This is a genomic window from Kitasatospora sp. NPDC088134, from assembly GCF_044741705.1.
Lineage (GTDB): Bacteria > Actinomycetota > Actinomycetes > Streptomycetales > Streptomycetaceae > Kitasatospora.
Genome location: NZ_JBIUTD010000001.1, coordinates 372725 through 387157, shown reverse-complemented (window position 1 = coordinate 387157; position 14433 = coordinate 372725). Strand labels below are relative to the sequence as shown.

At 72.4% G+C, this 14433-nt stretch carries 7 protein-coding genes and 1 pseudogene; 4 read left to right on the top strand and 4 right to left on the bottom strand.

The genetic code is table 11. The features are described from left to right. From ACIOHG_RS01575 to ACIOHG_RS01565, 3 genes are read right to left on the bottom strand one after another with little or no spacing between them, the layout of a single operon-like run. Positions 1-4131, bottom strand: coding sequence for a TIGR02680 family protein (locus tag ACIOHG_RS01575; protein ID WP_400944084.1), 4131 nt, complete (start codon positions 4129-4131; stop codon positions 1-3). Beyond that, positions 4131-5408: a TIGR02678 family protein gene (locus ACIOHG_RS01570; RefSeq protein WP_400944082.1), complete on the bottom strand. Its 1278-nt coding sequence runs from the start codon at positions 5406-5408 to the stop codon at positions 4131-4133. Before ACIOHG_RS01570 ends, ACIOHG_RS01575 begins: the two co-directional genes overlap by 1 nt. Beyond that, positions 5401-7023 (bottom strand): TIGR02677 family protein, encoded by a 1623-nt coding sequence (locus tag ACIOHG_RS01565; protein ID WP_400944080.1) that lies wholly within the window; start codon positions 7021-7023, stop codon positions 5401-5403. The genes ACIOHG_RS01570 and ACIOHG_RS01565 overlap by 8 nt, the downstream gene beginning before the upstream one ends. Positions 7024-7559: 536 nt before the next feature. On the opposite strand from ACIOHG_RS01565, the gene ACIOHG_RS01560 reads away from it, so the two are divergent. Further along, positions 7560-8096, top strand: a complete 537-nt coding sequence (locus tag ACIOHG_RS01560) for a hypothetical protein (RefSeq protein ID WP_400944078.1) — start codon at positions 7560-7562, stop codon at positions 8094-8096. A 118-nt stretch (positions 8097-8214) separates the two neighbouring features. On the opposite strand, the gene ACIOHG_RS01555 is transcribed toward ACIOHG_RS01560, so the two are convergent. After that, positions 8215-9453 carry an FAD-dependent monooxygenase gene (locus tag ACIOHG_RS01555; protein ID WP_400944076.1) on the bottom strand — a complete coding sequence of 413 codons (1239 nt, stop codon included), beginning with the start codon at positions 9451-9453 and terminating at the stop codon, positions 8215-8217. A gap of 472 nt (positions 9454-9925) precedes the next feature. Between ACIOHG_RS01555 and ACIOHG_RS01550 the strand changes: the two are divergent. The 3 genes and pseudogenes from ACIOHG_RS01550 to ACIOHG_RS01540 all read left to right on the top strand — a co-directional run. Next, positions 9926-10360 (top strand): annotated as a pseudogene (locus ACIOHG_RS01550) (DUF2690 domain-containing protein); the annotation flags it as partial. A 117-nt stretch (positions 10361-10477) separates the two neighbouring features. Next, positions 10478-11268 (top strand): IS5 family transposase gene (locus ACIOHG_RS01545; protein WP_400944827.1). Its coding sequence is split into 2 segments (ribosomal slippage): positions 10478-10793 and positions 10793-11268, totalling 792 coding nucleotides; the frame shifts between segments, so codons are not numbered across the junction. Positions 11269-11396: 128 nt separating this feature from the next. Further along, positions 11397-14375: a hypothetical protein gene (locus tag ACIOHG_RS01540; RefSeq protein ID WP_400944074.1), complete on the top strand. Its 2979-nt coding sequence runs from the start codon at positions 11397-11399 to the stop codon at positions 14373-14375. The last annotated feature ends 58 nt before the right edge of the window (positions 14376-14433 follow it).

The following is a 14433-nucleotide window of genomic DNA, read 5'->3' as shown; positions in this document are numbered from 1 at the left end:
TCAGGCGAACAGGGTCTCGGGAGCGGGGTCGGTGGGGTCGGTGGGGGTGGCGGGGAAGGCCGGGTCGGGGACCCGGGTGCGGTGGCGGCCGTCCCACTCCCAGCGGGTGACCAGGACGGCGGCGATCTCGTCGACCCGGGAGAGCTGGGCGACGGCCAGCCCGGGGACCTGGGGGTAGCAGCCCCATTCCCGTTCGGAGGTCATGACGACGTCGAGGTCGAAGGCGGCGAGCAGGCCGAGGGACTTGGCCCGGGAGTCGTCGTCGACGCCCGCGAAGGCCTCGTCCAGGGTGACCAGGCGGGGGGCGTACGGGCTGCCGGCCGAGGCGTAGTGGGAAGAGGCGGCCGCGAACAACGGCAGCGAGACCGAGAGCACCCGTTCGCCGCCGGAGGCGGGACCGGTGGCGGACTGCCACTTGCCGTGCTGGTGGCGCTCGATGCCGAACTCGTGCCAGGACCGGTAGTCCAGGGCGGTGGTGAGGTGTTCGAGCCAGGTGCCGGAGGGGCTGTCGGTGCGGGCCCGGTCGATCTGGCCCTGGAGGAATTCGCCGAGGGCGGTGCGGTCGGCGTCCGTCCAGGCGTCGGAGGACTGGCGCAGCAGGCGCTGGCGGGCGGCGGCGAGGCCGGCGGGCGCGGTGCGGGCCGGGCGCCAGACCAGCCGGAGCAGCATGCCGGTGCTGGTCGGACGGTCCTTCAACTCCTCGTTCATCCGCAGGACCTGCCGGTCGGCGGCGCCGACCAGTTCCTGCAGGGTGCCGGCCACCTCGGTGATCAGGTGGTTCTCCAGGATCTCCTGCTCGCGGGCGGAGAGCAGGTGCTGCCGGTCGGCGACCTCGGTGCCGAGGGCGGCGACCAGCTCCGGGACGGAGTGCTCCCGGCCCTGGAAGACCACGTCCACCACCAGTCCGTCGTCCAGCAGCCGGGCCGGGGCCGTGTGCCCGTGCCGGGACAGGGCGTCGGTGAGGTCCTTGTGCTCGTCCATGACCCGCTTCTGGACGCGTTCCCACGCGGGGTCGGAGTCGTCCACCGACTCCAGTTCGCGTTCGACCGAGCGGGCCAGCCGGACGGCGGGCTCGGGCGCCCACGAACCGGCGTCGGCGTCCAGCTCGGGCAGCGCAACGGCGAGCAGGCCGGTGGCGGCGAAGCGGCGCAGCGCCTCGATGGCCTCGGCGCGGGTGCGGGAGGTCTCCTCGATCTCCTCGCGGAGCCGTTCGCGCAGCGCGTCGGCGGCCGCCTGGGCGCGGTCGGCGGCCTTCTCGGCGCGGCGGGCGTCCTCCTCCGCTTCCTTGCACTCGTTCAACGCCATCGACACCTCTGCGAGTTGGCGTTGCAGTTCGGCGACGGCGGCGCCGACCGTGGCGTCGAGGGTCTGGTGGCGTTCGCCCGCGGCGACGGCCTCCCGGGCCGCGGTGCGGGAGCGCTCGGCGAGTTCGGCGGCGTGTTCGGCGGCCCGGGTGTGCTCGCCGTCCTCGGCGGCCAGCGCGGTCCGGGCGGCCCGGAACTCGCGGACGGCCGGCCACAGACCGGCCAGGGCCTCCCGGTAGCGGCCGAGGGCCTCGCGCACCTCGCGCAGCTCCTCCTCGGTGGCGGGGAGGCCCAACTCGTCGTTGAGGGAGTGGAGTTCGGTGAAGGCCCGGTCGGTGGCGGCGGTGGCCCCGGCGACCGCCCGGTCGGCCGCCTCGCGGCGCTCGGCGGCGCGTGCGTACTCGCGGCGGGCCGCCGACACGGCGGCGTGCGCGCCGCGCAGGGTCGAGTCGTCCGGCAGGGCCGCCTGTTCGGCGGCGAGGGCGTCCAGGTCCGCTTCCAGCCGGGCGGAATCCGCCTCAAGGGAAGCCAACGTACTGGTGACATCGGTGAGTTCGGCTTCAATGGCGGCGAGACGGGCGCGTCGGGCCTGCTCCCGGGCCCGCTCGCCGAGGTATTCGGCGGTCGGCTTCGACCAGGCGCCGGTGAGCACACCGAGGCGGAACCGCCCGTCGAGGGCGATCCAACTCCCGTCCCCGGGAAGCTCCTCGCCGGGATCGAGCAGGCCGATGCCGGCCAGCAGGCGGGCGACCAGCTCATCGGGGAGCGCGGCGGCGGCCGGGTCCTCGCGGTCCACCGCGGGGCGCAGGACGGCGGCCAGCGACCGGCCGGCCACCGGGGCGCCGATGGCCGCCAACGTGTCCCGGGTGTCGGCGGCGGCCACCCTGCCGTCCGGGGCGACCCAGGCGTCGAGGAGCCCGGACGACTCCAGAGCCGCTTCCAGCAAAGACTTCTGACCGTCCGTCAGATCGTCGGCAAAGTCGACCAGCCGCCACAGCGGCGCACCGGCCCGACCCTGCCGGGCCTCCGGGGTGCGGGTGTGCGGGGAGCGGGGGCCGCTTCGGCCCCCGGCCCGGAGCTCGGCCGACTCGGCCCGCAGCGCGTCACGACGTTCGGCCGCCGCGCCCCGTTCGGAATCCAACCGGGCCCGAAGCCGGGCGAGTTCGAAGCCGATGGCCTCCGCCGCCCGCTGTGCGGCCGACCGGGCCGGGTCCGGCCCGGCCAACGTCCCCACCCAGTGGGCCAGTTCGTCCATCGTGCCTTCGGGATCGGACGGCCGGAGCAGGGCGCAACCGGCGAAGTGCGCGCCCACGGCCGCCAGGTAGTCCCGACCGGCCTGCCCGGCGCCCTCCTCGGACTCGGCCCGCAGCTCGGCCCGGTGCGCCAGTTCGCCGTCCGCCTCCGCCAAGTGGCGGCGGGCCGCGTCGAGTTCCCGCGCAGCCGATCGGACGGCCGCCCACTGCTGTTCGGACAGGGCCACCGAGCGGAGCCGCCGCTCGGCGGCATCGGCCGCGCCGCGCTGCATCGCTTCCGGGGTGTCGCCCGCCGTGAGCGGGCCGTCGACCCGGTCGGCGTGCTCGCGGCCGATACCGGCCGCCGCGGCCTCCGCCCCGGCCGTGCCGGCGGCCGTCGCCAGGGCGCGTTCGGCGGCCTCGGAGCGCGACTTCGCGGCGCCGAACCGGGCGGCGAACCTGGTCAGTTCGCCTTCCGCCCGGAGCCGGTCCGCCTCGGCCCGCTCGGCGGCCCGGGCCGTGCGGTCGGCCAGTTCGCGAGCCTGTTCCAACTCGTGGGCCCCGCGCATCTCCGGGCCGGCCCGCAGCACCTCGTTCCGGGCCTGCAGGCCGGCCCGCCGCCGCTCCAACCCCTCCAGCCGGTCCTCGGCCTCGGCGAGCGCGGTCCCCGCGGCCTCGAAGTCCTGCTGGGCGGCGTTGAGTTCGGCCCGCTGAGCCTCGTAGCGGGCGTGCTGGAGGCGCGGCGCACGGGCCTTGCGACGGGCGGCCACCCTGGCATAGCGGCGGTAGTGCTGGAGGAAGCCGTTGGCGGCGCGCTCGGCGGCCACCATCACCGCCAGCTGCTCCTTCTCCTCGTCCAGCGAGCGGAACGCCTCGGCGACGTCGGCGACCACGGCCTGGTCCATCGGCGGCAGCGACTCGGTGAGGGCCAGCGAGAGCGCCTTCTCACTGGGGCGCTTGGACAGTTGGGGCTGCCGCAACTGCACCAGCAGGTCGACCAGGGCCGCGTACCGCTGCTCGCCCAGGCCGAACAGCGCCTCGTCCACCGCCCGCCGGTAGGCCCGGGCCGAGTCGTACAGCAGGCCGCGGCCGTCCAGGGCCTCGGCCAGCCGGTCGCGGCCGATCGCGGCGCCGGTGGAGTCGAGCAGCCGCAGTTCGGGGCCGACCCGCCGGTCGGTGACGAAGAACCAGTGCCGGGCGATGCCGCGGCCGCTGACCGCCTTCAGGCCGCAGCCCAGCGTGGTGTAGCGCGCCGTGCCGTCCTCGTCGAGGCGGCCGAACTCGATCCAGGTGTAGCCGAGCCGCTCGGGATGCGGGTGCTCGCCGCCGAGCAGGAGGTTCCACTCCATCCGCTTCTTCGGATCGGCGTCCGGCTCCACCCGGTGCGGGGAGAGGTCGCCGTCCAGCAGGAAGGGCAGCGTCAGGGCCATCACCTTCGACTTGCCGGTGCCGTTGTTGCCGCGCAGCAGCAACCGGCCGTCGCGGAAGTGGAACTCCTCGACGTCGTAGTAGAAGAGGTCGACCAGGCCGACCCGCAGCGGCTGCCAACGGGTGCGGCCGGGCAGCGGCAGCGGCGTCCCGGCGGTGGTGCTCATCAGGTCCTCTTCCCCTTCGGGCTCTTCTTCGGGGCGCTCTTCCCCGCGGTGCCGCGGGGAGCGCGCCGGCCGGGCTCCAGCAGGATCGTCTCGCCGACCCGGTACCGGTCCAGGGCCGGGCGGGCCCGGACGGCCGGAGTGCCGTCCGGGGCCGCGACCCGCTCCAGCAGGCCGAGGGCGGCCAGTCGGTCCACGGCCTGTTCGACCAGTTCGGCCTCGGCGCCCGGTTCGGTCGCGCTGCGCCGCCAGAACCCGGCGTGCTCCAGTGCCCAGCCCGCCACCTGCCGTTGTAGCTCCGGCAGCGGGACGGTCGCCCCACTGCCCGCCAAGTGCTCGGCGAGCAGCAGTGCGACGTGGCCGTCGGTGCCCTGCTCGGGCATCCGCAGGTCCGTCAGGTCGTCGTCCGGGTCGACCATCGCGATCCCCTCGGCCCGCACCTCCGGCACCAGCCCGGTGAGTTCGCCGATCCGCCGGGTCAATGCGCCGCGCTGCGAGGCGAGATAGGCACTCTCGGCGTCGGACAGTCCGTCCAGGTACAGCACCGGATCGTCCAGCAGCCGCCGGGTGAGCGCGTGCCGCAGCGCCCGGTTGCGCAGGTCGTCGCTGTCCGGCAGCACTTCGGCGTCGAGTTCGGCGAGGCGCTGCGCGAAGCCGTCCGCGCGGACGGTGCTCGGGCCGCGCCGGGAGACCAGCAGCCCGGCCAGCACCCGGCGGTCGACGTCGTACAGGACGTCCCCGGACGACTTGAGGAACGCCTCCTCGTCACCCGCGACCTTGGCCAACACGCCCCAGTGCCGCAGTAGTTGGCCCACCGCCACCAGGTCGGCGCGCTCCTCGCGGTCGGCCATGGTGAAGACGACCCCCGCGCGTTCCAGTGCGGGGTCCTTCGCGGCGAGGAGCACCTGCTCCGCCAGCCGGCCCAGCGCGATCTGCTGCTCGGCACGCTCCAGCGCGGCCAGGCACAGGCAGAACAGGACGTAGCGGCGCCGGGAGAACGGCAGTCCGGTGCGCTGGTCCCGGGCCGGGTGGGTGGGGTCGTCGCTCCGGCCCGGGGTACGGCGCAGCCGGGCCACCTCGGAGTCCACCAGCAGCGGCCAGCCCGTGTTGCGCTCGAACCAGGCACGGAGCTCCGTCGCGTGCTGCCGGACCAGCCGGAAGTCGTCGGCGTGGGAACCGCCGGCCCGCAGCAGCGGCCGCTTCAGCAGTGCCCGCGCGGCCCGCCGCACCTCCTGCGCCCGCTGGGCGGCCAGGGCGTCGCCGAGGCGGTCGTCAGACATGATCGCCCGCCAACGGTCCGGGGGCGGAGGGCCCGCTGTGTGCGGGTGCGAGGTCGATGATCTCGACCAGGTGTTCCGGGCCCCACAGCGTGCCGTCCAGCGTGGCGATCTCGGCGATTCCGCCGCCGGGCAACCTGGTCAGCCTGATCTCCATCGTTCCGTCGTTGGTGGTGGTCGAGACCGATTCCGTGCCGGGGCGCCAGGCCGACAGCGCATCGCCGAGCAGCAGCAGGAACAGCCGGAAGGCGTCCCGGTCGAGCTCGCCGAGGTCGCTCAGGTGCACCTCTCCCCTGGTGGCCAGCCGGGTACGGGCGGCTGCGGTCTGTTCGGCCTGCTTGCGGGCCAGCTCGGCCAGATACGCCTTGGCCTCGCCGCGGTCCTGCACGGCCCGGGCCCGGCCGCGCCGCTCGTACGAACCGGTCCGCCGCAGCTGTGGACTGATCCGTACACCGGGAGCGTCGTACCAGGAAGCCGAGGCGGGCACCGGATCGGCCTCCCGTTCGGCCAGCGCCTCCTGGTCGATCGTCAGGTGGCGGGCCGCGTACAGGCCGAAGGCGGACCGCCACAGTCGGTGGCGGGCGTCGTCGTCCGGGGCTTCGGCGAACCAGCGGGCCAGCTCCCGGAAGTCGGCGGAGCGGTCCGATCGGCTGGCCCTGCGCTCGTTCAACGCCTGGACCACTGCCAGGAGTTGAGGGACGGCCTGGCGGGCGGCCGAACGCAGCAGCTTGGCCTGCGAGGAACGCCCCGGCCTGCTCAGGAACCACGCCCGCAGCCCGTCCCAGCGCCCCTGCCACCGGGCCTCGGCCGCGGCCAGCGCCTCGGCGGCGGCGTCCGGTGCCGCGTCCGCGGCCTCGCGTTCGGCCGCCAGCCGCAGCAGCGGACCGACCGGGCCCCCGGGCGGGACGTCCAACTCCTCCAGCAGCTCGGCGATTTCGGCGCCCCGGGTGACCAGGTCCGCGATGAACCGCTCCAGGTAGTCGATCAGCCGCTGCTTGTAGGCGAGGAACACCTCGACCTCGGCCTCGTGCAGGTCGACCGTCCGCTGCAGCGACCCCATGAAGGCCCGGGCGTTCTCCGCGAGCCCCGAGAAGCGCTCCACCAGGGCCAGCAGCGCCAGGTGCACCACGGCCGGGTCGGGCTCGGGCCGCCGGGCGAGGGCCAGGACGGCCCGGAGCTGGGCCGCGATGTCGGCCAGCGCGACGGCCTGCAGCTCACCGCGCCGTCCCAGCGCCCCGTCGTACGCGGCCAGGGCCTCCTCGGTGGCCTCGCCCTCGCGCGTCAACTGGTAGATGCTGCGGGCCCGGTAGAAGTCCTCCAGCGCGGTGACCCGACCGGTGTCCGGATCGGCCCGCAGATTCCCCCACTTGGCGAGCTGTACCAGCGCGGACGCGACGGTGTCGAGTGACGGCCGACCCTCCGGCGGCAGCCCCAGGTGCACGTCCTCCGGGCGCAGGTGGACGCTGAACTCCTGCTTGGCCCGGACGAACACGCCCATCACCTGCCGGTACAGCGCGCTGTTCAGCGCGGTGAGATGCGCGAACGGACGGTACGGCCCCTCCTCCCGGCCCCCCGCGTCAGCAGGAGCTCCTGTGCTCGGGGTGTTCTCGCCGGTCATGCCCATCATTGTGCCGTACGGGTGACCGCGGCCGACCGGATTCGCCGAAGCCGGGGCGGACGGCCGCCGAGAGGCGGGAGCGCTGCTCCACGTGGGGCGGGACGCAGATGCTCCCGACCCGGCCGATCTCGACCGCGGCCTGGTAGCGGTCGCTGTCGATCCAGGAGAAGACCTGCCCGCCGAATCCCGCGGGCAGCGGCGCCGGGCACCGTGCTGGGCAACCGGCATGCGCCGCACCGCAGTTCCACCCGCCCGGCCGAGCGCAACCGGCTGCCGGGCACGTGGCACCGCTGCGCCGCGTCGGAGGGACGGGCTCGCCCGACGGCGCCGTCGACGGTCGCCGCGACGGCGGCAGGCCGGATCCGGTGGGTCGGGGCGGGCACGGGCGGCCGAGGCGGGCTCCAGGTCGATGCGACCGGTGCGGGCCAGGGTGAGTGCTGCAGGCGGAACTCGTGGGTGCCACTCGTGAGGGAGGGGTGTCCCCGGCGAGGAGTGGCTCCGCCGACCACCCTGACGTCACCCCTGGAGGACCGGACATGCGTTTGAAGAAGAAGCTCACCACCGCTCTTGCGGCCGCGGCGATGGTCGCCGCCCCGCTGGCCACGTCCGTGGTGACGGCGGCGCCGGCCCAGGCCACCGGGTGCCTGCGGTCGATCGGGCCGATCGCGCACCCGACCGCCTACCTGGAGCCGCCGGTGTGGGGCATCCCCATGGGCACGGTGTACATGGGGCACAACGACTGTACGCATCAGCTGTACGCCGAGTGGCACGTGAGCGCCGAATGGATCCAGGCCCGGGGAGGACAGTTCTCGGGGGCGATCGCGATCTGGCACAGCGGCACGCCGTATGCGAACTACTTCGGCAGCACCAGCTCCAGCTGGATCGACACGCCGATGGTGTCGGACTACACCGCCCCGTCGGGCGACCGGGCGTACGGCGCGTCGCTGACGGTCAACACCCCGAACGTCGACGGCAGTCCCTACGTCTGCACCATCAACCTCGCCGGCTGGAACCTCAGCAACGGCACCCCCCTCGGGTCGATCAACTACCCGGCCCCGAGCGCCTGCAGCTGACCCGCTGTTCCGTCCCCGGGTGGCTCCCGGGTGATCCGCCTCGTCATGGGAGCCGGAGCCGGCGCCGGCCCGACGACGCCCTCGAAGCCGCTGCCTGACCGGCCCCCCGGGGGGCCGGTCAGCGCGGGACGGTCCAGGAGGGGCGGTCGTTGACGTCGGCGACGGTGCCCCGGGACAGCTCCTTGTAGCGCCGGGAGAGGGCGGCGGCGCGGTCGGCGGGCAGCGGGCCGCCGTGCTCGGCCGCGCGGGCGATGATCTCCTCCGGCCCGAGCGCCCGGTTGGCCAGCACCAGCGCGTTCAGGGCCGGCCGGCGCAGCTCGTCGTACTGCCGCAGGGCGGCCACCGGGTCGGCCTCCCGGGCCAGGCACCAGGCCAGCACCCGGGCGTCGACCACGGACTGCGAGCCGCCGTTCATCCCCATCGGGAGCATCGGGTGGGCGGCGTCCCCGAGCAGGGTGACGCGCCCGGCGCTCCAGAACGGCAGCGGGTCGCGGTCGACCATCGCGTACGCGAAGACGGCGGCGGTGTCCCCGACCAGGGCCGGCAGGTCGATCCACGGCAGCCGCCACTCGCGCAGCCGGGCCCGGGCCTCGGCCGCCGTCACCGGGCGGACGTCGGTCGGGGTGACGGGACGGTCGGCGGGCGGCTCGTCGGGCACCTCCAGCACCCAGTTCAGCAGGACCTCGCCGGGCCCGTTCCCAGGAGCGATCGGGTAGGCGACGAACTTCGCGCCGGGCGTACCGCCCGCCACCACCAGCGAGCGCCCGTCGAGCAGCCGCGGGTGCGGCGCGATGCCGCGCCACATCAGGACGCCGTGCCGGCGCGCGGCGCCCTCGTCCGGGTGGAGCCGGGCCCGGACCGCCGAGTCGATGCCGTCGGCGCCGATCAGCACCTCGGCCTCCGCCACCACCGTCGCCCCGCTCGACCGGTCCAGGAAGTGCGCCCGCACGCCGCCCGGCACCGCCTCGAAGTACCGCAGCCGCCGCCCGGTGCGCACGGCGTCCGGGCCCAGCCGCTCGCGCACCGCCGCCAGCAGCAGGGCGTGCAGCCGGCCCCGGTGCACCGAGTACTGCGGCCACCGGTAGCCGGCCGCCGTGCCCACCGGCTCGTCCCACACCGGCGCCCCGGCCCGGTCGTAGTAGCGCAGCCGCCGGGGCGCCAGGCCGATCGCGGCCAGCCCGTCGGCCAGGCCCAGCTCGGCGAGCTCCCGGACGGCGTGCGGCAGCAGGTTGATGCCCACGCCCACCGCCTCGATCGCCCGCGCCGACTCGCTCACCCACGGCCGGAACCCCGCCGCGTGCAGGCTCAGCGCGCAGCTCAGCCCCGCAATCCCGCCCCCGACGATCCCGATCCGCACGGTGCCCTCCTCCTGCTGCGCGTTCCGTTCCCCGTTCGCGGAAACCCTGTCAGGCCGCCGCCCGCCGGTGGCGCTCCCCGCCGACCCGTGACCCGAACGGGTGAACGTCTCCTTCCGTGCATTCCGGTGCGCCCCGACCCTGCGGATCGGGCAGCGGATTGCATCGGTGCTGTTCACGGCGGTCCGCAGCTCCTTTCCCGCGTCATGGTGCGAGAACTTCCACGGCAGGAGCATGGCCAGTAACTCGTTTGTGTCACAACCTGATCCATGAATTCTTGATTCGACCGAATAATTCTGTCCGCGATGAATATTGCCATATGTCCGGCATTGTCCGCGGCGAGGTTTTGGCTTTCCCTTGACATGCTCCTGATCTCCGTGATGGTATTCTCCACTGTCGCGCGAAATCCGCTGCGGCGTCCTTCTCGGTGCAATGGCCCTGCTGCTGCACCGAAAACCTGGAGGGAATGCGTGAATGGAATTTAGGGAAGGAGTCGGGAAATTCGGTGCAGGGGGATCGAGGAGGTGGCGGAAGGTTGCGGCCGCCTTACTGTTCGGCACCCTGCTCGCGCTGGGCGGCCTTGTCTCCGGTGGGGTTCCGGCCGCTGCTGACACGGGTTCCTGCTGGCAGTCCGAGTGTGACGGCCTGTCTCCGGTCGGGACCAATTGCGTCTCGGACGCGATGGTCATCGAGGAGGTCACGTTCTCGACCAGCGTCAACATGAAACTCCTGTACTCGGCGTTGTGCGGATCGTACTGGACGAAAATTCAGATCGATCCCACCGCGGGTCTGCAGCCCAAGTACGGGGGGGTTATTTACGTGCCGCGGCTCGGCGGCACGGAGGCCATGCGCAATGCGGGAATGATCAACGATGTGAATGTCGGGGCCGCAAGTCCTATGGTCAGCTCGATGTACTCGGTGAAGGCCTGCTACGAACTCGTAACACGATCTTGGCGATCGTTGCTGTTGGGGCGTGACCGATGTGACGATTCGTCCGTTCGTGATGGCGTGAGCAAGAAGCCGTGGATCGTTGACGACGAGCTGTGGGTCCGGATCGAGCCGCTGCTTCCGGCCTGGCCGGAGCGGTCGCCGGGCCCTCGCCCGCTGGACGACAGGCTCTGCCTGCAGGGCATCCTGTTCGTGCTGTACACCGGCATCACCTGGCAGCAGTTGCCGCTGGGGCTGGGCTTCGGTTCCGGGCAGACCTGCTGGCGCCGGCTCGGCCGCTGGCAAAAAGCCGGGGTGTTCGAGGCCCTGCACCGCCTACTCCTGGCCGAGTTGAACGCGGCCGGACTGATCGACTGGACGCGCGCCTGCGTGGACGCCTCCCACGTACGCGCGAAAAAAGGGGTGAGGCCACCGGCCCGTCACCGGTCGACCGCCGCAGGACCGGCAGCAAACACCACCTGATCAGCGACGGTGGCGGCATCCCGTTCCACGTGATCACCACCGCGGCCGACGTCAACGACGTCACCCGGACCCTCGCCCTGGTCGACGGCATTCCACCGGTCGCCGGCCGGGTCGGACACCCCCGCAAGCGCCCGGACGCCCTGCTCGGCGACAAGGGCTACGACAGCAACCCCAACCGCCGACAACTGCGCAAACGCCGGATCCTGCCCGTCATCTCCCGCCGCGGCGAGCCCGACATCATCGACCTCGGCAAGCTCCGCTACGTCGTCGAGCAGACCTTCGCCCAACTCCACCAGTTCAAGCGCCTCGCCGTCCGCTGGGAGAGACGCCTCGACCTCCACAACGCCTTTGTCTCACTCGCCTGCACGCTCATCTGCTGGAGACGCCTCAACCGGCAGGCACAGTGATCGTGTTACGAGTTCTACACGAAAATCGGCAGCGACTTCGACCCGAGTCCCGAGGACTCCCAGCAGGGCGGAACCGGTCAATGCACCCGATGGCACTGAGCAGTGGACGAAGGGGTGGGAAAGTGTCCATGAGGAACCGGAATTCGATCGGCCGGTGGGCGGCCCGGATCGCCTGGATGGGCTGCTGGTCGTTGGTCGCCGGCCTGCTGCCGGCTTCCGGGCTGGCCGTCGCGGACCAGGGTGCGGGCGGCCCCGGGGCGGTGAAGGGCAATGGCCAGCTCTTCGCCCGGCCCGACGACAACCTCGGCCGGGGCTGGCGTGACGCGTCCGACGTCTCGGTGGCCGGGGTTGGTGACACGGCGGGTTTCCACATCCTGCGCGCCGACGAGTCCTCGGGGTTCGCCTACAAGGAAGTCGCGGTGCTCAAGGAGTCCGCACTCGATGACATCGGACTGTGGACCGGCTACGTCTGCACCACCGGGTCCGGCCGGTACGCGGCCGCTGTCTACGCTCCGTCCATGGCGGCCAACAAGCCGGCGATGATGCGGAAGGACGCGTTCGCCGCCGTGGTGGACCTGACCACCGGCAAGGTGACGAAGGCGATCACCGGGGTGGAGCTCGCCTATTTCTCGCCCGGCTGCGGAAACACCGACACCGTGGTGTTCACCCGGAGCGACGTCGGCGACGACGGCCGCGGCGACACGACCGTCTATGACGTCTCGGCGGCCACCGGTAAGGTCCTCAGGACCAGTACCGTCCGGGGGCAGTTCACCAACCCACTGCCGACCGCCGGTGGCAAGGACATGGGCGTCCTGGGTGAGCACCTGGTCGAGCTGGCCGAGGACGGGCGTGCCGACGTTCTCGCGGTACTGCCCGGGCGCGTCTTCGGGCTCGCCCCTTCGACGGGAGGTGCCGTCGACCTGGCGATGGTGGAGGACGGCAAAGACGCTGTCCACCGTTGGAACGGCAAGGGCCTCAAGAAGCTCGGAACCGCCCCGCTGGGTTCCCTCGCCCTGTTTCCGCAGGCCGGGGGCGACCTGGTCGCGGGAGAGGTGCAGGACGTCGACAACAGCGGTGCGCCCGGTCTTGCCAAGGCGAAGGCTCCGGTCAAGCCTGTCGCGGCGTCCCGGGCCGGTCACCTGCTGACCACGTCGGTGGCCTCGAAGCAGCTCAAGGGAGTCGTTTCCAAGGTCGGGCCGGTGACGGACGACGACGGCGCCGGCCGCATCGAGGTGTCCGCACTGGCGACGGCGACCGGCTCGACCGCCAGTGCCGAACTGGTGACCGCGGCGGCCACGGCGACGGATACCGGCGCCGACGACGTGGAGCCGGTGATCGACGGCAGCCTGGAGCGGGACCTGCTCGGCGGTTCCGGGGTGACCGTCGAGCACCCGAACAGCAACTCGCACTACTCGAACTGCCTGGTCCCGCGCAACGACATTCACGCACAGGCACTCCAACCGAGCACCAACATGGTCGAATGGGCCGTCGACCAGGCTGTTCACGGCGGTCTCACGGTCTCCCGCCCGGCCGACTTCATGGCGACCGGCGAACCCGCCTACACCCCCCAGGGCATGTTCCCGCCGGTCCCGCTCACGGGCGGCGGAACCATTCCGGCCCAGGTGCTCCTCGGTATCGTCGCGCAGGAGTCCAACCTCAAGCAGGCGTCCTGGCACGCGATGCCCGGCGACGCCGGCAACCCGACCCTCGGCGACTACTTCGGCAACGCCGACGACATCCACTCCTACCCGCAGAACGGGGCCGGCGACTGCGGCTACGGCATCGCCCAGGTGACCGCAGGCATGTCCAAGACCGGCTCCAACATCTACCCGGCACCCCAGGCCTACGCGATCGCGACCGACTATGCGGCCAACATCGCCGCCGGCGCGCAGATCCTCGGCAACACCTGGAACCAGCTCAAGTCCCTCGGCATGAACGCCAACAGCGGCAACGCCAACCACATCGAGAACTGGTTCATGGCCCTGTGGGGCTACAACAGCGGCGTGTACACCGACGGGTCGGCGTACAACGGCCACACGGGCGTCGGCTGGTTCAACAACCCGGCGAACCCGCGCTACCCGGCGGACCGCAAGCCCTTCCTGCGCGTCACGTACGACGACGCGGCGCACCCCGCCAACTGGCCCTACCAGGAGAAGGTCCTGGGATGGGCGGAGACGCCGCAGCTCACGTACAACGCCACCGCGTCGTACGCCAAGCCGTACTTCCCCACTTCGCCGGTCAGCAGCTACACGCTCAACCTGAGCACCGACCGCTACCTCTACTGCAGCGGCTCCAACGCCTGCACGCCCAACCGGACTCCCGACCCGTGCCCGGCGGAGAACAGCTCGTGCTGGTGGCACGGATCGGTGACCTGGTTCACCGACACCGACACCACCGCGTCGACCGAGAAGCTGAGCTACGCCATCGGCAGTGCCGAGCCGCCGCTCAAGCGGAAGTACCCGCAGCCGGCGTGCAACAACGCACCTGGCGCCCTCGGCACCATTCTCATCGACGACCTGCCGAATCCCGCCGACAACGTCTTCGGCTGCAACGAGTCCCGCCTCCCGCCCAAGGGCAAGTTCAACCTGCGCTTCGGCGACAGTTTCACCCACACCCGCGGTGACGGCACCGTTCGCGCGACCGAGGACATCGCACCGATCGACCTCCACCAGATCGGCGGCGGCTACGACGGCCACTTCTGGTTCACCCACGGGTACTCGGACGCCCGCAACCAGATGTTCCACAAGGTGACCGCCACCTGGACGCCGGACCCGCAGTACCTGCCGACCGCGAACCAGACGGGGCAGTGGTTCGACGTCTACGTCCACCTGCCTGGCCACGGTGCGCAGGCCATCGTCAACTACACGGTGGAGCCCGGTGCCAACAGCGCCGGGAAGGGCGCCCGGAGCTGCCGGGTCAGGCAGAACCTGGGCAACGGGTCCGACACGTGGCACCGGGTGGGGACGTTGGAGCTCTGGGCCGGCGCCTCGATCCAGGCCGACAACACCAGCGAGGTCAACTACACCGGCAACGAGGACGTGGCCTACGACGCGGTCGCTCTCGTCCCGGTGGCGTCCAAATCCACGACCGGCTGCTGGACGGACTGACCGGGTGATCGGAAAAATCTCCAAGCATCATTGTCCCCAAGAGAATTGACGAACAGTC